17 protein-coding genes are annotated in these 17,781 nt (G+C 37.3%); 13 read left to right on the top strand and 4 right to left on the bottom strand.

The window, feature by feature from the left end; all coding sequences use genetic code 11:
* Positions 1-97 precede the first annotated feature (97 nt).
* From DUT69_RS03765 to rsmA, 4 genes are all read right to left on the bottom strand, one after another.
* Positions 98-574, bottom strand: coding sequence for an OsmC family protein (locus DUT69_RS03765; protein WP_113651785.1), 477 nt, complete (start codon positions 572-574; stop codon positions 98-100).
* Between the two features lie 98 nt (positions 575-672).
* A complete protein-coding gene (locus DUT69_RS03760; RefSeq protein WP_113652487.1) occupies positions 673-1,602 on the bottom strand; it encodes a 2-hydroxyacid dehydrogenase in 930 nt (309 codons plus the stop codon).
* On the bottom strand, positions 1,595-2,749 hold the full coding sequence (locus DUT69_RS03755; protein ID WP_113651784.1) for a S41 family peptidase: 1,155 nt from the start codon (positions 2,747-2,749) through the stop codon (positions 1,595-1,597). Before DUT69_RS03755 ends, DUT69_RS03760 begins: the two co-directional genes overlap by 8 nt.
* 23 nt (positions 2,750-2,772) lie before the next feature.
* Entirely contained in the window at positions 2,773-3,558 is a 786-nt protein-coding gene (gene rsmA, locus DUT69_RS03750; RefSeq protein ID WP_113651783.1) for a 16S rRNA (adenine(1518)-N(6)/adenine(1519)-N(6))-dimethyltransferase RsmA, read from the bottom strand.
* Between the two features lie 128 nt (positions 3,559-3,686).
* Between rsmA and pdxA the strand changes: the two genes are divergently transcribed.
* The 13 genes from pdxA to DUT69_RS03685 all read left to right on the top strand — a co-directional run bounded on the left by pdxA (position 3,687) and on the right by DUT69_RS03685 (position 17,714).
* Complete coding sequence (pdxA, locus tag DUT69_RS03745) at positions 3,687-4,766, top strand: 4-hydroxythreonine-4-phosphate dehydrogenase PdxA (protein WP_113651782.1); 1,080 nt, start codon at positions 3,687-3,689, stop codon at positions 4,764-4,766.
* Between the two features lie 30 nt (positions 4,767-4,796).
* Positions 4,797-5,636: a sulfurtransferase gene (locus DUT69_RS03740; RefSeq protein ID WP_113651781.1), complete on the top strand. Its 840-nt coding sequence runs from the start codon at positions 4,797-4,799 to the stop codon at positions 5,634-5,636.
* Positions 5,637-6,170: 534 nt separating this feature from the next.
* Positions 6,171-6,704 (top strand): YceD family protein, encoded by a 534-nt coding sequence (locus tag DUT69_RS03735; RefSeq protein WP_113651780.1) that lies wholly within the window; start codon positions 6,171-6,173, stop codon positions 6,702-6,704.
* 18 nt (positions 6,705-6,722) lie between these two features.
* Positions 6,723-6,914: a 50S ribosomal protein L32 gene (gene rpmF / locus DUT69_RS03730; protein WP_113651779.1), complete on the top strand. Its 192-nt coding sequence runs from the start codon at positions 6,723-6,725 to the stop codon at positions 6,912-6,914.
* 96 nt (positions 6,915-7,010) lie between these two features.
* A complete protein-coding gene (plsX, locus tag DUT69_RS03725; RefSeq protein ID WP_113651778.1) occupies positions 7,011-7,949 on the top strand; it encodes a phosphate acyltransferase PlsX in 939 nt (312 codons plus the stop codon).
* Positions 7,950-7,967: 18 nt separating this feature from the next.
* Positions 7,968-8,963 (top strand): beta-ketoacyl-ACP synthase III, encoded by a 996-nt coding sequence (locus tag DUT69_RS03720; RefSeq protein ID WP_113651777.1) that lies wholly within the window; start codon positions 7,968-7,970, stop codon positions 8,961-8,963.
* Positions 8,964-9,110: 147 nt separating this feature from the next.
* Positions 9,111-9,587, top strand: a complete 477-nt coding sequence (gene accB / locus DUT69_RS03715; protein WP_113651776.1) for an acetyl-CoA carboxylase biotin carboxyl carrier protein — start codon at positions 9,111-9,113, stop codon at positions 9,585-9,587.
* Positions 9,588-9,631: 44 nt separating this feature from the next.
* Positions 9,632-10,972, top strand: coding sequence for an acetyl-CoA carboxylase biotin carboxylase subunit (gene accC, locus DUT69_RS03710; protein ID WP_113651775.1), 1,341 nt, complete (start codon positions 9,632-9,634; stop codon positions 10,970-10,972).
* 79 nt (positions 10,973-11,051) lie between these two features.
* Positions 11,052-11,933: a twin-arginine translocase subunit TatC gene (tatC, locus tag DUT69_RS03705; protein ID WP_113651774.1), complete on the top strand. Its 882-nt coding sequence runs from the start codon at positions 11,052-11,054 to the stop codon at positions 11,931-11,933.
* Positions 11,934-11,985: 52 nt separating this feature from the next.
* The gene (gene rpiB, locus DUT69_RS03700; protein ID WP_113651773.1) at positions 11,986-12,426 is read left to right on the top strand and encodes a ribose 5-phosphate isomerase B; all 441 of its coding nucleotides are present in this window, start codon (positions 11,986-11,988) and stop codon (positions 12,424-12,426) included.
* 64 nt (positions 12,427-12,490) lie between these two features.
* Positions 12,491-14,125 (top strand): M28 family peptidase, encoded by a 1,635-nt coding sequence (locus tag DUT69_RS03695; protein WP_113652485.1) that lies wholly within the window; start codon positions 12,491-12,493, stop codon positions 14,123-14,125.
* A 140-nt stretch (positions 14,126-14,265) separates the two neighbouring features.
* The gene (locus DUT69_RS03690; protein WP_113651772.1) at positions 14,266-15,654 is read left to right on the top strand and encodes a LutB/LldF family L-lactate oxidation iron-sulfur protein; all 1,389 of its coding nucleotides are present in this window, start codon (positions 14,266-14,268) and stop codon (positions 15,652-15,654) included.
* An 83-nt stretch (positions 15,655-15,737) separates the two neighbouring features.
* On the top strand, positions 15,738-17,714 hold the full coding sequence (locus DUT69_RS03685) for an alpha-ketoacid dehydrogenase subunit alpha/beta (protein ID WP_113651771.1): 1,977 nt from the start codon (positions 15,738-15,740) through the stop codon (positions 17,712-17,714).
* The last annotated feature ends 67 nt before the right edge of the window (positions 17,715-17,781 follow it).

Below are 17,781 nucleotides of genomic sequence, written 5' to 3'. Positions count from 1 at the left end.
ACATCGGCATTTAGCCTACATAGTCTTGCTTCAATCAAAACGAAGATATAAGGCAATTCTTATAAATGCAAATATTTTGATTTAAAAACCTGAGATTTTACTCGTTTATGGCTTTGCAATTGGGTTGATGTTTAACCGGAAAGTTCAGGGAATTAGCAATAAAACACATTTTGTTAGCTTCTTCATGCAAAGCATTTGCCTGGGCAACTTGCTCTTTTTTTGATATTACAACTGTAGGTTGCAACACAACTTCTTTAAAATTACCACTTCCATCGGCATTTTCGATCATAGTTCCAACCGCATTATCTGCATATTCTAAAACTACAATATCGTTTTTTGAACATAAGTGCAGGTACCACAACATATGGCAGGAAGAAATAGACGAAAGCAATAAATCTTCTGGGTTGTACTTTGTCTTATCGCCTAAAAAAACCGAATCCGAAGATCCAGAAATGGGCTCTTTATTTTCTATAGAAACTACAAAATCCCGATCGTAAGAACGATAATCCATAGTTCCGGAGCCTTTATTACCCGCCCAAACCAAGTTGGTTTTGTATTGATGTTGCTTTGCCATAACAAGTAAGAATTTGAGTATTGAGATGTGAGATTTGAGACAAAGTCCATTAGCCTAACATTCAAATAGTTTATATTTGTTACGAGCAATTTAACAATTTATAATTTGATATCCGATAGTTTTTGCGCCAAAACCTCAGAAATTTTACGGTACGAATCGAATGTCCATCCACCAACATGAGGAGTTAAAATTACTTTTCCATTTGCCTTTAACTCATCAAACCAAGATTGTTCGCCCAAAGCAGGGAATTTCTCGGTTTCCAAAACGTCTAAACCAGCCCCTAAAATTTTACCTGCTTTAATATTATCTAGCACAGCTGATGTATCCACAATTTCGCCCCTAGCGGTATTTATAAAGAAAATTGGCTTTTTAAAATGGTAAAAATATTCGTCGTTTACCATTTGCCTGGTTTCTTTAGTTAAAGGAATATGTAAGCTCAAAATGTCGCTGTGCTTTACGATTTCCTCCATGCTAACTTCACGAGCAAATTCGTTGCTAAAACCGGTTTTATATTTATCGTAGGCAATTACATCTACTTCAAAACCTTTAAGCTTCTGCGCCATTTTTTGGCCCATAAAACCATAACCCACAATGCCTACAGTTTTTCCTTTTAGCTCGTAACCTCTATTACCTTCCCTATCCCAAATACCATTTCTAATTTCATTATCCGCATTGCGAAAGTTATTCATTAATGACAGCAAAAGACCAATTGCATGCTCTCCAACGGCATCTCTATTGCCCTCGGGTGCATTAATTAAGGCAATATCTCTAACCTTTGCTACGTTTTCATCTATGTTATCCAAGCCAGCCCCTGCCCTGGCAACAAACTTCAAATTCGGCGCAACATCAAAAAGTTCCTGATCAATTCTAAATTTGGTACGCACAGCGATGCCTACATAGTCTTTAATAACCGCCAAAGTCTCGGCTCTTGTAATTTCCGGTCTATCGTCAACCTCAAAACCCAAAGCGGTTGCCTGCTCTTTAAAAACCGGATGTAAATCATCTATAATTAATATCTTTTTAGTCATTAGCTTTAATGTAGTTGATAGTTTGTTTAACCCAATCTTCTGTAAAAGGCTGTAAATTAACATCGGGTTTAACACCAACAGATTCAAATGCAACTTCTTTTTTCGAAGCAGTCATATCGGTTGGATAAAAAGAAAATCTATTGCTGGGCGTCGAAAGTGTTTCACCATAATTGCTACCATAAGCTATGGTGCCTCTGGTAGATTCGCCTAAAGTTTTAACATTACCCAAAGCTTTTAAATTGATAATAAATTGTTCGGCATTGCTAACCGTATAACCATTTTGTAAAATATAGATTTTACCAGGAAAGCTTCTTAAAAACCTAATGAATTGCATAGAATTCTTGTATCCGCCACCGAAATTATTTCTAACATCTACAATTAAATGCTTAACGTTAATGGTCGATTTAACGCTGTCAAAAAAATCAGTAGCTGCTTTAATTTCCTTATCTGTAGAGTTAAAGGTGCCTAAACTTAAGTAGCCAATCTGATCTTCTAAAACTTTGTAATCGTACTTTTCCTTTCGGGAAATCATATTATAAAACGCTTTAACATCTCCTTTATAATAATTAGTACCAATTAACAGGTTGTTTAAGAGTTTAATATTTCTGGTTAACGTATAAGCATAAGGATTTGGCGCAAACTGAATCACATCAAAACTTTGATGCGGGGTTTTATACATTACCCCCTTTAATTCGCCAGTTGATAAATTAATAATTTGATATTCATCTTCTTCTGCCCCTCGGATTACATATTTAGTTTTTCCACTTTGATAGATTCCTTCAACACTATCTGCGGGATAGTTGATATATTTATCTATCATCGCAACAGAATCTACCTTATATTTTGGCGGGATGAATTTATAACTCGAATCAGCTTTTTTGTAAAACCCTAAATGATTGTCGTTTAACGGCCGAATTAGTTTAGCCAATTGCTTAAATATCTCAAAATCATCATTAGCCTTCAAATCCTTTCGAAGATTTTCATAAAGCTCTTGATATTTTTTATCGCCTTTTAACTGATCTTTGTAGGATGGCGTTTGCTGTATAGCTTGATATAAAAAAGCTAAATCGGCTATATTTTTTTCTTCCTGTGCCCTAAGTATACCTGAGCACAGAACTAATAAAAACGCAAAAATTATTTTCCTCATAATTTAAAGACGTTATAAAACTTTTAAGGTTGCATCAAACTACTTAAATGTTGCGTTAAAGCAATAAAATCTTCTACACTTAATTGCTCAGCTCTTTTATCAAAAAACGGATGGCTATCCATTTTATCTTTAGGAATGGTGCCAGACAGTGCATTTCGCAGGGTTTTTCTCCGTTGATTAAAGCCTCCTTTTACCGTACGCCAAAACAGTTTTTCATCGCATGGCAAGGTTTCCACATCATTTCTGCTTAGCCTAATTACACCAGAATTAACCTTTGGTGGCGGATTAAATGTGCCCGGCTTTACCGTAAACAAATATTCTATGTTATAATAAGCTTGTATCAGCACACTCAAAATACCGTATTCCTTAGTTCCGGATTTCGAAGCGCATCGCTCGGCAACTTCTTTCTGAAACATGCCCACCATCTCGACTACGTTATCTTTATGCTCTAATATTTTGAATAAAATTTGAGACGAAATATTATACGGAAAATTACCTATCACGGCGAACTTACCCGCAAAAATAGAGGTTAGATCAAGTTTTAAAAAATCGCCACTAATTAGTCTATCACCCAATTGCGGGTATTTTTTGGCTAAAAAAGCAACAGATTCAACATCGATATCAATTAAAAAAGTCTCTAGATTTTCTCGTGCTAAAAGTATGTCAGACAAAATCCCCATACCCGGTCCAACTTCTAAAACCTGACGGTATTTATCGGTGTGAATTAATCCATCTACAATACGTTCGGCAATTTTTTTGTCGGTTAAAAAATGCTGACCTAAATGCTTTTTCGCTTTTACTAAACTCATAATCGCAAAGGTAGTAATAAGGTTTAAGGTTTAGGGTTTAAGGTTCGCAATACACCTTAAACCTTTTGCCATACACCTTACATCTCAATTCTATTTATTAATTTGCGCCAAATTCTATTTACAACAACATGAGCGATAAAGTTAAAATAGGTATAAGTGTAGGCGATATAAACGGTATAGGTTTAGAAGTTATTCTTAAAACCTTTGCCGAAAGCAAGATGTTAGATTATTGTACGCCTATAGTTTACGGTCATACTAAGGTGGCTTCTTTCCACAGAAAAGCATTACACATGAGCGATTTTATGTTTAATGTAATTAACACGCCTGCCGATGCAAACCCACGCAAGGTAAATATGATTAACGCTTGGGAAGAAGATGTAAGAATTGAACTTGGCGTTGCCAATGAAACCGGCGGAAAATACGCTTTACTATCTTTACAAAAAGCTACCGACGATTTGGTAAGTGGCGCAATTGATGCGTTAGTTACTGCTCCAATCAATAAAAACAACATCCAATCAGAGAATTTTACTTTCCCTGGCCATACAGAATATTTACAAGAGCGTAGCGGAAGCAACGATGTATTAATGTTTTTAATTAGCGAAACGCTACGTGTTGGTGTAGTTACAGGCCACATTCCGGTTTTAGATGTGCCAAAGGCGATAACCACGCCAAACATTGTAAAAAAACTTCAACTGATTAACGAAAGCTTGAAAAAGGATTTCTGGATTGAAAAACCAAAAATTGCAGTTTTGGGCTTAAATCCTCACGCTAGTGATAATGGATTGTTAGGCAAAGAAGAAGCAGAAATTATTAGTCCGGCTATACAACAAGCATTTGACAAAGGCATTATTTGTTTTGGTCCTTACCCTGCCGATGGCTTTTTTGGTAATGGCACTTATAAAAAATTCGATGCGGTGTTGGCTATGTACCACGACCAAGGTTTAATTCCTTTTAAAACCATTGCTTTTGATACTGGCGTAAATTACACCGCGGGGCTGAAATTTGTACGCACTTCTCCAGATCATGGGACAGGATACGATATTGCAGGTAAAAATGTTGCCGATCCAACTTCGTTTATGGAGGCGGTTTTTGCAGCCATACATATTGTTAAACATCGCAGAGAGCAAGAAAGCTTATTAAAAAACCAATTGCGCAGTGGCGGAAAACTAATTGAAACCGCAGGTGACATTAAGGATGATGCGAATTAGAAATTGAGTTTTGAAGCTAAAGATGAATTTATGAAACGAAACATTTCTCCAATCATTCAACCTTCTGAATTATTAGCTTTAGATCCCAAAAATTATATTCTTATTGATGCTAGTGCTGGCTCAAAACCTCGCTATGACGAAGGTCATTTAGCAGGTGCATTCTATGTAGATTTAAATACAGATTTAGCCAACATTGGAGATTTCGCCATAGGCGGAAGACATCCACTGCCATCACCCGAACAATTCGGCATACTGTTAGGCAATTTAGGTATTGACGAGAACAGCCACATAATTATTTATGATGATAAAAACGGAAGCAATGCGGCAGCTCGTTTCTGGTGGATGTTAAGGGCTATTGGTCATGAAAAAGTTCAAGTATTAAATGGAGGTTTCCAAGCAGCGGTTAAAGGAGAATTTCCTGTAGATAACTTAATGCCTAAAGCTGAAAGCAAAAAGCCTTATCCGATAAAAAACTGGCAGTTACCAATTGTAGCTATTGATGAAATAGAAGTTGCTAGCAAAACGGGCAACCAAACGATTATTGATGTTCGAGATGCGAATCGCTACGCTGGTTTAACAGAACCAATTGATTTAATTGCAGGGCATATTCCAGGCGCTATCAATTTCCCTTTTACCAAAAGTTTAGATGAAAATGGTTTTTTCTTTAATCCGAAGGTTTTAAAAAAAGTATTGGAAATGGAATTAGAAAACCTGAATCTTGAAGATACCATTGTGCATTGTGGCTCGGGCGTAACGGCTTGCCACTTGCTGTTAGCTATGGATTATGCCGGTTTAGCTATGCCGAAATTATATGTTGGTTCTTGGAGCGAATGGAGCCGAAACAATAAGGAAATGGTATTGGCAAAATAAATTTTAATCGCCTTGCATACTTAGCAGCAATATCCAATAACTATCCGAACGTATTAGTTGCTCTACTCATTATTTTATGCGCAGCCTCAGTCTGAGCTTTTGCTAAGAATATTTGAAGCGCAATTCAGCAATTCATTTTAAAGTTGCTTCCTGCTCTACGCTGTATTTTTTGTGCCTCCTTTCGCTTCGCTCAAGCTGAGCACACAAAAAGATGTCGCTTCGATCAGGGCTAAATATATCTTTTCTGCTCCTATGAGGGGATGCAAATTTTCAAAAGAACCACTACCTTTGTAATATAAACCTTATTGAAGCAGACATGAGCCGAAGGCACGCAGGCGATTAAAGCGGAAAGAAGGACTGAATAAAGCAAAATGACCTTAGCCTAGTTTTTCAAATTTAACCTAAAGAGGTTAAGAGAATTAGGCAATTTGAACAGCCTAGGCTAAAGCACAAATTATTCATGTTTCATTTTTCTAAAAAGATTTCGTTTTAATAAAATATTTCATACCTTTGCAGGCTAAAATTTAGTTACAATTGAAAGCATTAAAACAATTTTCTATCCCATTTACTGGTTTAAAATTGGGCAAACATCAATTCGATTTTGATATTGATAAAAGCTTTTTTGATGCGTTTGAGTACTCTTTGGTTAAAGATGGGGCACTTAAAGTTACGCTTGAGCTAGATAAACAGGAAACAATGTTGATTTTGCATTTCCATATTTTTGGAACCATGCAGCTGAACTGCGACAAATGTTTATCGGAGTTTTCGCAACCAATTGATGTTAAAGAAAGGCAGATTGTAAAATTTGCTGAGGATGCTTTAGAAAGCGATGATTTAGAAATCATTGTTTTAGAAAGAAAGGAAAGCGAGTTGGATGTTTCGGAAATGATTTACGAATTTATAAACGTATCTGTACCGTACATTAACAACTGCGAAGAAGCTGGCAACAACCAAAAGTGCGACCCAGAAATGATTGCAACTTTAGAGAAACTGGCCAGTGGAAATACAGAAGTAGAAGAAGAAAAAACTGACGACCCACGTTGGGAAGCGTTAAAAAAATTAAAATAATATTAAAACAAATCAGCAATGGCACATCCAAAACGCAAGATTTCTAAACAAAGAAGAAATAAAAGAAGAACTCACTATAAAGCAGAAGCTCCTTCTTTGACAACATGCCAAACTACTGGTGCAATACACGTTCCACACACAGCTTACAATGTTGATGGTAACTTGTACTACAACGGTAAATTAGTTATAGAAAACACTTCAATAGGTTAATTTTCTAAGAAAATTTTTGTGTTTTCTGTTAGTTTAAGTTTACCTTAGATTAATAGAAGTAAAAGCGATAATGCTTACACACAAAAGATTTTTACTATGAAAATAGGTCTCGATATTATGGGCGGAGACTATGCTCCTAAAGCTAATGTTTTAGGAGCAATAGCTGCTCATTCATCCCTAAAAGCCGATGAGCAGTTAGTGCTTATTGGTGATACTCAGCAGATTAAACCTCTACTTTCGGAGGCCGGTTTTAACCCGGACCATTTCGAATACGTTCATACCGACGATGTTATTGGTATGGGCGAACATCCTACTAAGGCTATTTTACAAAAGCCAAATTCTAGTATCGCAGTAGGTTTCCAATTATTAAAAGAAGGCAAAATAGATTCTTTCGCAAGTGCGGGCAATTCTGGCGCAATGCTTGTTGGCGCAGTTTTTAGCGTTAAGCCGATAGCTGGCATTTCTAGACCATGTTTATGTACAATTGTACCCAAACTTAAAGGTGGTACAGGCTTATTACTAGACGTAGGTGCTAATGCCGATTGCAAACCCGACAACTTGATGGATTTTGCTGTTTTAGGCAGTCTTTATGCCGAAAACGTAATGCAAGTTAACAACCCTAAGGTAGCGTTAATGAACATCGGCGAAGAAGATGAAAAAGGCAACATGATTACGCTAGCCAGTCATCGATTAATGAAAGAAACCAAACTTTTTAATTTTGTAGGTAACGTAGAAGGTAGAGATTTATTTAACGATAAAGCTGATGTTATTGTTTGCGATGGTTTTACTGGAAACATAATGCTTAAATTAGCAGAATCGTTTTATGTATTAACGATTAAAAAGGGATTGAAAGATGAGTTTTTTGACCGTTTTAACTACGAAAACTATGGTGGCAGCCCGGTATTGGGTGTTAATGCTCCAGTATTAATTGGACATGGCATTTCTTCTCCGGAGGCTATCAAAAATATGATTTTCCAATCTAGGGATATTATTACCTCTAACCTTGTTGGAAAAATACAAGCTGCATTCCAATAAAACTTAAACAACACACAAATGAATAAAATTCACGCTGCTATTACTGCCGTTAATGGTTACGTTCCTGATTACATTATGACTAATAAGGAGATGGAAACCCTAGTAGATACCTCTGATGAGTGGATAACTTCTAGAACAGGCATTAGAGAGCGAAGAATATTAAAAGGCGAAGGTTTAGGCACATCAGATATGGCGGTACACGCTGTTAATGGTTTGCTTAAAAAACGTGGTATTGATGCAATGGAAATTGATTTAATCATTTTCTGTACTACAACGCCAGATTTTACCTTTCCGGCAACTGCCAACGTACTAGCAGATAAAGTTGGCGCTAAAAACGCTTGGGGCTACGATTTACAGGCAGCTTGTTCTGGCTTTATCTTTGGCCTAAGTACAGGCGCTCAATTTATAGAGTCTGGCAAACATAAAAAAGTATTAGTTGTGGGTGGCGATAAAATGTCGTCTATTATTAACTATAAAGACCGTACTACTTGCATTATTTTTGGTGATGGTTGCGGTTGTGCTTTACTAGAGCCTAACGAGGAAGGTTTGGGCATACAGGATTCTATCTTAAGATCTGACGGTTCGGGAAGAGAATTTTTAGGCATGAAAGCTGGTGGTTCTGTTAAACCAGCAACACACGAAACTATTGATGCTAACGAACATTTCGCACATCAAGAAGGTCCAACCGTATTTAAATTTGCGGTAACAAACATGGCTGATGTGGCTGCAGAAATTATGGAGCGCAATAGCTTAACTTCTGATGATGTTGCATGGTTAGTACCACACCAAGCAAACAAACGTATTATAGATGCAACTGCGTCTAGAATGGGTGTAGATTCTGATAAAGTAATGATTAATATTGAGCGTTACGGCAACACAACCAACGGAACTATTCCATTATGTTTATGGGAATGGGAAAGCAAATTAAAAAAAGGCGATAACATAATTTTAGCCGCATTTGGCGGAGGCTTTACTTGGGGTTCTGTGTACCTTAAGTGGGCTTATAATAGTTAGCGGTTGCCTGTTTAATTTGTTTTTTAGTTGTTTGGAAATAATCAAAAGCTAAAAAACCGAAAAACTAAACAGCAAAATACCAAACAAAAAAACAATAACTTAGTTAAACAAACCATACACCAATTTTTTTAACATAACAACTAAAGAATGGATATTAAACAAATTCAGGAACTGATTAAATTTGTTTCTCGGTCGGGCGTAAATGAAGTTGCTATTGAGCAAGAAAACTTCAAAATTACAATTAAAACTAACCAAGAGCCGGTTTACGTAAATGCAGCTTTACCTCAGGCACTTGCACCACAACCTGTTGCTCCAGTTGCCGCTCCGGTAGCGCAAGCTGCAGCAGCACCAGCTCCTAGTACACCAGCAGAAGATAATTCTAAATATATTACGATCAAATCTCCGATGATTGGTACGTTCTACCGCTCTGCTAGCCCAGACAAGCCTTCGTTTGTAAACGTAGGTGATGAAATTGGTGTTGGCAAGGTAATTTGTATTGTTGAGGCGATGAAACTTTTCAATGAAATTGAGAGTGAAGTTTCTGGCCGTATCGTTAAGGTATTGGTAGATAACGCATCTCCAATAGAGTACGATCAACCGTTATTTTTAGTAGAACCTATTTAATTAGCTATTTATCAATTGGCTAATTAGCTAATTTTAAAAGAATTATGTTTAAAAAAATATTAATTGCCAACAGGGGCGAAATCGCTTTGCGTATTATACGTACCTGTAAAGAAATGGGCATAAAAACGGTTGCTGTATATTCTACCGCAGATAGGGAGAGTTTACATGTACGTTTTGCCGATGAGGCTGTTTGTATTGGTCCACCTCCAAGCAAAGATTCCTATTTAAGTATTCCAAATATTATCTCGGCAGCAGAGTTAACCAATGCTGATGCGATACATCCAGGTTACGGTTTCTTATCAGAAAATGCTAAATTTTCTTCGGTGTGCCGTGATTATGGAATTAAGTTTATTGGCGCTACGCCAGAACAAATTAACGGAATGGGCGACAAAGCTTCGGCTAAGGAAACCATGAAAATTGCTGGTGTACCAACTATACCAGGTTCTGATGGTTTGTTAACCAGCGTTAAAGAAGGTATTGAGATAGCTAAGGAAATGGGCTATCCGGTAATTTTAAAAGCTACCGCAGGCGGTGGTGGCCGTGGTATGCGTATTGTTTGGAAAGACGAAGACTTTGAAAATGCTTGGGACAGTGCTCGTCAGGAATCGGGCGCTGCTTTTGGTAACGATGGTTTATATTTAGAAAAATATATCGAAGATCCTCGCCACATTGAAATCCAGATTATTGGAGATCAATTTGGAAAAGCTTGCCATTTATCTGAAAGAGATTGTTCAATCCAACGTCGCCACCAGAAATTGGTAGAAGAAGCTCCTTCTCCTTTTATGACACCTGAACTGCGTGAGAAAATGGGTGAAGCGGCAATTAAAGGTGCTTTGGCTGTTAATTACGAAGGCGCAGGAACAGTTGAGTTTTTGGTTGACAAACACCGTAACTTCTACTTTATGGAGATGAATACACGTATCCAAGTGGAACATCCGGTAACTGAAGAGGTAATTAACTTCGATTTAATTAAAGAACAAATTAAGGTGGCTGCCGGTATTCCTATTTCTGGAAATAACTATGTGCCAAATATGCACGCAATTGAGTGCCGTATTAACGCAGAAGATCCTTTCAACAACTTTAGGCCTTCGCCAGGAAAAATCACGAATTTCCATTCTCCAGGCGGCCATGGTGTGCGTGTAGATACACACGTTTATGCAGGCTATCAAATTCCTTCGAATTACGATTCGATGATTGCAAAGCTAATTTGCGTAGCTCAAACTCGCGAAGAAGCAATTTGCACCATGGAACGTGCGTTAAGCGAATTTGTAATTGAAGGTGTAAAAACAACTATTCCTTTCCACTTGAAATTGATGAAAGACCCCAACTTTAGAGCGGGTAACTTTACTACCAAATTCATGGAAACTTTTGAATTTTCAGAATAATATAATCTTTTATTAGATTTTAACCGTAAATACCATTCTATATCAAATAGAATGGTATTTTTGTTTACTAATTATTTCAATGAGCGACAACAAAGCAAAGGATCTGATAGATTCGATTAAGAAAAAAGGAAAAAATCTAGAGGCAGAAATGTCTTTCTTCGATCATATCGATGTTCTTAGAAAACACTTGCTTAGAACTTTAGCCGTAGTAACTGTTTTTATTTGTGGTGCATTTTATTTTACCGATTTTATCTGGGGTAAAATTATTATGGGTCCAAAAACACCCGGCTTCTGGACCTACAGAATGGGTTGCAAATTGGTAGACATGTTTCCGGCAATTGGTAAAGAGTTTTGTATTACAAAAATAGATGCAAAGCTAATTAACACAGAGATGTCTGGTCAGTTTACCTTGCAAATGAACTCATGTATCATGGCTGGTATCATATTAGGCGTACCTTACCTCCTATTTGAAATTTGGTTGTTTATTAAACCTGCTTTACTAGATAACGAAAGAAAATCTGCAAGTGGATTCGTATTTTTTGCTTCAGTACTATTTTTCTTAGGTGTAGCTTTTGGCTACTATATTATCGCCCCATTTTCTATCAACTTTTTATTAAACTTTACGGTTGATGAAAGCATCGCAAACACGATTACAATTGATTCTTACCTATCTACAATCTTAACCCTAACCTTAGGAACTGGCCTTATTTTTCAGTTACCTGTAGTAATATTCATCCTCTCTAAACTTGGTGTAATGACACCGCAGTTTATGAGGTCTAGCAGAAGGTATGCAACCGTATTAATTTTAGTAGTTGCGGCAATTGTAACCCCAACTGCAGATCCGTATACCATGATGATTGTTGCTCTACCATTATTCTTACTTTATGAATTAAGTATTATGATTTCGGCAAACATCCAAAAGAAAAGATTAAAGGAAGAAGGACTAGTAATTGTTAAATAACGAGCAACAAAAAATTTACGCTTTATATTTATAATTCTATCTAAATTTGAAAATGCCTACAGAAAACAAACTTAAAATTGCCATTGGCTCTGATCATGCCGGATTCGATTATAAAGAATTGGTAAAAGAATTTTTAGCTAATTACGAAGTTAAGGATTTTGGCACTTACAGTAACGATTCGGTAGATTATCCAGATTTTGCTCACCCTGTTGCCGAGGCTGTTGAAAATGGCTTGTTCGATTTTGGTATTTTAGTTTGTGGTAGTGCTAACGGCGTTGCAATAACTGCTAATAAACATCAAGGTATTAGAGCCGCCATTTGTTGGCAAAATGATATTGCTGCTTTGGCTAGGCAACACAACAATGCAAACATTTTATGCATCCCGGCTAGGTTTGTAAGCGAAGAACTTGCAAAGGAAATGACAACTACTTTTTTAACCACAGCGTTTGAAGGTGGAAGACACGGAACAAGAGTTTACAAAATTTCTTGCTAATAAAAAAACACCTAACAAGGTAAGGTTGGCAACAGCATTACCAATACTTAAACAAATAAAACTGATGAAAAAACAATTTCTATACACTGGTTTGGCAGTAATGCTAACTTTCAGTGCGGTAGCGCAAGACAAAAACGCTATCAAGTATAGTCAAACTATCAATAAAGATAGAGGCTATGACCACCTTTCTATCCTTGCATCTGATGAATACGAAGGCAGAGAGACTGGCACTAAAGGCGCTTGGATGGCTGCCGATTATATCAAAAAACAGTTTAAAAGTTTCGGCTTAACCGGTCCAGTTAAAGGCGGTAAAGATCCATATTTTCAAAACGTTGGCTTTTCTACAAAAAAACTAGATAAAACTACTTTAACTGTAAACGGACAAGCAAAAGAGAATCTTAAAGATTTTTATATAATGCCTAACGCTGTAGGCGATGCTGGTTTCGACGTTAAAGCTAACGCTGTTATTTTTGCCGGTTTTGGTATTAGCAAAGATGGTTTTGATGAATATGCTGGCCAGGATGTTGCTGGTAAAGTTGTTATGGTTTTCTCTAGCGGAGATCCAACTGCAAAACCTGCAGAAGCACCTGCACAAGGTGGCAGAAGAGCACCAAGTAGTGTTGGTAGCTTACAAAACAAAATCAAATATTTAACAGAGAAAAAAGCCGCTGGTGTATTGGTTATCGAACCATCAGTAGACAATATAAATCCACGACTTAAAGCTTACTTAACCGGTGGTTCTGAAGGTTTAAAATACGATAAAAAGAAAAATGCAACACCTACTGTAGCTCCTATTCCAGTTGTTACAATTGGCACTGCTGTAGCAAATCAAATTCTATCTGGTGCTAACACTACAGTAGATGCTGCTAAAAAAGCGATCACAGAAAGTGTTAAACCTGCAACTGTTGTAATCAATACTCCGGTTACTTTTGCAGCAAGCATTAAAGAAACTGTTTTAAGAGCGGAAAACGTTTTAGGTTTCTTGGAAGGTTCTGATCCGAAATTAAAAAACGAAGTATTGGTGGTTACTGGCCACTATGACCATATTGGATTAGTTAAAGATCCAAACGCCGTTGATAAAGTTAACAACGGTGCTGATGATGATGGTTCTGGAACTACTGGCGTTTTATTATTGGCTGAGGCTTTTGCTAAAGCTAAAAAAGCTGGTCATGGCCCGAAACGCAGTATTTTATTTATGACAGTATGTGGCGAGGAAAAAGGTTTATTAGGTTCTGAGTGGTATTCAGAATACCCTGTATTCCCTATCGCTAACACTATTGCAAACTTAAATATCGATATGATTGGTCGTGGTGACGATGCTCGCCCAGGCGACAATAACTTCGTTTACATTATTGGTTCTAATATGTTAAGCGATGATTTAGATAATGTTAGCAAAAAAGCAAATGCAGATTATGTAAATATTGTTATGGACGAAAAATATAACAACCGTACAGATCCAAACCGTTTCTACTATCGTTCAGATCACTACAACTTTGCTAAGTTCGGTATTCCGGTAATTTTCTACTTTAACGGTACGCACAAAGATTACCACCAACCTGGAGATGAGGTTAGCAAAATCGATTTCCCAATGTTGGCAAAAAGATCTCAATTAGTTTATTTCACTGCTTGGGAATTAGCTAATGGTGCAAATCGTCCAGTTGTTAATAAAAACGAAGACGGTACGCCAAAAACTAAATAATAGTTTATAATGATATAAAAAGCCGATGGTTAACCGCCATCGGCTTTTTTGTTTAAAACTTTTTTAGAATCCATGCATTAACGGCACTGTATTTAGCGTTTGTAGCTTATACGTTAGCTTAAATCTTTTTATCTTTGAAGATGATCAATACTGCCGAAGAATTTATAACAAAAGCCGATGAAAAAGCTTTTGACATCCCTCATCGTAATACCATCAATCATAATATTGGAAAATATAATGCTGCTGTAGAAAGGGGTTTGTCTAAATTCGAAAATTTGGAGCAGTCTAAAAAGAAGGCACATGTTACCAAATGGCGTGTGATGGAAAATTTAGATAAATTTTTACCAGAATTTGAATCTAATTTCCAAAAACGTGGTGGCAAGGTTATCTGGGCAAATGACGTTGAAGAAGCGCAAACCGAAATCCTAAATATCATTAAAAGAAGTGGCGGAAAAACGGTTATAAAATCTAAATCTATGACTACCGAAGAAATTCATTTAAATGAGTTTCTGGAAAAGAATGAAATAGAATCGTTAGAAAGTGATTTAGGTGAATACATTGTACAGCTTTTGGGGCAAAAGCCTTATCATATTGTTACACCAGCCATGCACTTAAGCAAGGTAGAAATTGCACAATTATTTCACGATAAATTTGGCACCCCTGTTGATGCCACGCCTGAGCAACTTACACAAAAAGCGAGAGAATTATTAAGAGAAAAATATCTGACAGCCGATATTGGTATCTCTGGAGGCAATTTTTTAGTGGCCGACACTGGTAGCGTAGCGCTAACGGAAAACGAAGGAAATGCTCGCTTATGTACAACATTCCCTAAAATACATATTGCCATTGTTGGCATAGAAAAGGTAATTCCATCTATCGCAGATTTAGACTTATTTTGGCCCTTACTTGCCAGCCATGGAACTGGGCAAAATTTAACGGTTTACAATACTTTGTTAAGTGGTCCTCGCCAGGCAAATGAAACCGACGGACCTGAAGAAATGTATGTGGTGCTTTTAGATAATGGCAGAACCAATCTTTTGGCACAAAAAGAACAACGCCAAGCTTTGTATTGCATCCGTTGCGGTGCATGCTTAAATGCTTGCCCGGTTTACAAAAATATTGGTGGCCATACTTATGATACCACTTACAGTGGACCAATTGGCTCTATTATTACGCCTCATTTTAAAGGGATGAAAGAGTTTAAGCATCTTAGCTATGCCTCTAGCTTGTGCGGAAAATGTTCTGAAGTTTGCCCAGTTAAAATTGATATCCATAAAATGTTATTGCTTAATAGAAGAGATGCAGCCAGCCAGCATGAAAACACTAAAACCGAAGAAATTGGTTGGAACATCTGGAAAAAAGGCATGAAAAATCGTAAGCTCATGGACATGTTAGGTGGCAAAATGAAAAATTTCTTCCTAAAAACATTTTTCAAAAAAAGCTGGGGTAAATACAGAGAGATGCCAGAAGTAGCTCAAAAATCTTTCGCTAAACAATGGGAAGACGCAAAGAAAAATCCAGAGTCTTAAATCTGGAGTTTAGATTTCGAAATCAAATTGTAACTTAGAATTTAGGAGCTAGATTCTAAGTGTTTTATAAATACCAACCAAATATGCAGTTCGATAGAAAAGATAAGGATGACGCTAAACTTTTAGCGCTTTATAAAACACTACTTTATCCACGTATGGTGGAGGAGAAAATGCTTATTCTTTTACGTCAAGGTCGAATTGGCAAATGGTTTTCTGGTATTGGGCAAGAAGCGATAGCTGTTGGTACCACCTTAGCTATGCAGAGCGATGAATACATTTTACCAATGCACCGCAATTTAGGCGTTTTTACAAGTAGAAACATCCCGCTAAAAAAATTAATGGCGCAATGGCAGGGCAAAATATCTGGTTTTACAAAAGGCCGAGATCGCTCCTTCCACTTCGGAACACAAGACTATAAAATCGTAGGCATGATCTCTCATTTAGGCCCACAATTGGCTTTAGCCGATGGAATTGCCTTAGCAGATTTAATTGCCGACAGAAAAAAAGCCACACTTGTTTTTACTGGCGAAGGCGCTACCAGCGAAGGTGATTTTCATGAAGCCTTAAACGTAGCTGCAGTTTGGGATTTACCCGTAATTTTCATCATCGAAAATAATGGATATGGCTTATCTACACCAAAGAACGAACAATTTAAATGTGAAAACCTAGTGGATAAAGCTATCGGTTATGGTATGGAGGGTTTTAAGATTGATGGGAATAATATCTTGGAAGTTTATGATAAGATAACTGAAATAGCAGAAAGCATAAGAGAAAATCCTAGACCTGTTTTAGTAGAATGTTTAACATTTAGGATGCGTGGGCACGAAGAAGCATCAGGAACTAAATATGTTCCGCAAGCGCTTTTTGATGAATGGGGCAAAAAAGATCCGGTAAAGAATTTTGAAAACTTCCTTTTAACACAGGGAGTTTTGAACGAAGATTTAATAGCATCGATAAAAATTGGTTTTAAGCGTGATATAGAAAACGAAGTTGAAGAAGCTTTTGCAGAAACCGAACCTATAGCCAACCCAACTGTCGAGCAAGAAGACATGTATTTTCCCTATCAACAAAATGTGGTTTCGCCAACCGGCGAAGAGAAGGAAATTCGGTATCTAGATGCGATTAGCGATGGCTTAAAACAGGCTATGCAACGTTACCCAGAGCTAGTAATTATGGGGCAGGATGTAGCAGAATACGGCGGTGCTTTTAAAATAACCGATGGCTTTGTTTCAGCCTTTGGCAAAGCTAGGGTTAGGAACACGCCTATTTGCGAGTCGGCAATTGTTGGTACAGGTTTAGGTTTATCAATTAATGGCGCAAAAGCAATTGTAGAAATGCAATTTGCCGATTTTGTAACCTGCGGATTTAACCAAATTGTAAATAACCTGGCAAAAACTCATTACCGTTGGGGCGAAAAGGCCGATGTAGTGGTGCGCATGCCTACTGGTGCCGGAACAGGCGCCGGACCTTTCCACTCTCAAAGTAACGAGGCTTGGTTTACCAAAACTCCTGGTTTAAAAGTCGTTTATCCAGCATTTCCTTACGATGCAAAGGGCTTGTTAATAGCGGCAGTAGAGGATCCAAACCCGGTAATTTATTTCGAACATAAGTACTTGTACCGTAGTTTAACGGGCATGGTACCAGATGGTTATTATACTGTAGAGATTGGCAAAGCAAATGTATTAAAGCAAGGCAATCAGTTAACTGTAATCACATATGGTTTAGGCGTACATTGGGCATTGGCATACTTAAAAGAAAACCCAACTATCAGCGCTACTTTAGTAGATTTGGTTAGTTTGCAACCTTGGGACAAGGAAACAGTTGAAAAAACGGTAAAAGCAACTGGACGGGTGCTTATTTTACACGAAGACACTTTAAGCTCTGGCTTTGGGGCGGAGCTAAGTGCACACATTGCAGAGCATTGTTTTAAGTATTTAGATGCGCCGGTAATGCGTTGCGCAAGTTTAGATACCGCAATACCGATGAGCAAAATATTGGAGGATAGCTTCTTAGCAAAATCTAGATTAGGAGAAACAATTGAAAATTTATTAGCTTACTAAATTACCACAGCCTCCTATTGGCACGATAATAGCCACTTACTAAATAAGGCATCTTACTTATTTGGGA

It is taken from the genome of Pedobacter namyangjuensis, from assembly GCF_003313325.1.
GTDB lineage: Bacteria > Bacteroidota > Bacteroidia > Sphingobacteriales > Sphingobacteriaceae > Pedobacter > Pedobacter namyangjuensis.
This window is presented reverse-complemented; position numbering and strand designations above follow the sequence as displayed.

Coding starts and splice junctions, on each gene's coding strand:
- DUT69_RS03765 (WP_113651785.1), bottom strand. CDS start 574: ATGGCAAAGCAACATCAATACAAAACCAACTTGGTTTGGGCGGGTAAT.
- DUT69_RS03760 (WP_113652487.1), bottom strand. CDS start 1,602: ATGACTAAAAAGATATTAATTATAGATGATTTACATCCGGTTTTTAAA.
- DUT69_RS03755 (WP_113651784.1), bottom strand. CDS start 2,749: ATGAGGAAAATAATTTTTGCGTTTTTATTAGTTCTGTGCTCAGGTATA.
- rsmA (WP_113651783.1), bottom strand. CDS start 3,558: ATGAGTTTAGTAAAAGCGAAAAAGCATTTAGGTCAGCATTTTTTAACC.
- pdxA (WP_113651782.1), top strand. CDS start 3,687: ATGAGCGATAAAGTTAAAATAGGTATAAGTGTAGGCGATATAAACGGT.
- DUT69_RS03740 (WP_113651781.1), top strand. CDS start 4,797: ATGAAACGAAACATTTCTCCAATCATTCAACCTTCTGAATTATTAGCT.
- rpmF (WP_113651779.1), top strand. CDS start 6,723: ATGGCACATCCAAAACGCAAGATTTCTAAACAAAGAAGAAATAAAAGA.
- plsX (WP_113651778.1), top strand. CDS start 7,011: ATGAAAATAGGTCTCGATATTATGGGCGGAGACTATGCTCCTAAAGCT.
- DUT69_RS03720 (WP_113651777.1), top strand. CDS start 7,968: ATGAATAAAATTCACGCTGCTATTACTGCCGTTAATGGTTACGTTCCT.
- accB (WP_113651776.1), top strand. CDS start 9,111: ATGGATATTAAACAAATTCAGGAACTGATTAAATTTGTTTCTCGGTCG.
- accC (WP_113651775.1), top strand. CDS start 9,632: ATGTTTAAAAAAATATTAATTGCCAACAGGGGCGAAATCGCTTTGCGT.
- tatC (WP_113651774.1), top strand. CDS start 11,052: ATGAGCGACAACAAAGCAAAGGATCTGATAGATTCGATTAAGAAAAAA.
- rpiB (WP_113651773.1), top strand. CDS start 11,986: ATGCCTACAGAAAACAAACTTAAAATTGCCATTGGCTCTGATCATGCC.
- DUT69_RS03695 (WP_113652485.1), top strand. CDS start 12,491: ATGAAAAAACAATTTCTATACACTGGTTTGGCAGTAATGCTAACTTTC.
- DUT69_RS03690 (WP_113651772.1), top strand. CDS start 14,266: ATGATCAATACTGCCGAAGAATTTATAACAAAAGCCGATGAAAAAGCT.
- DUT69_RS03685 (WP_113651771.1), top strand. CDS start 15,738: ATGCAGTTCGATAGAAAAGATAAGGATGACGCTAAACTTTTAGCGCTT.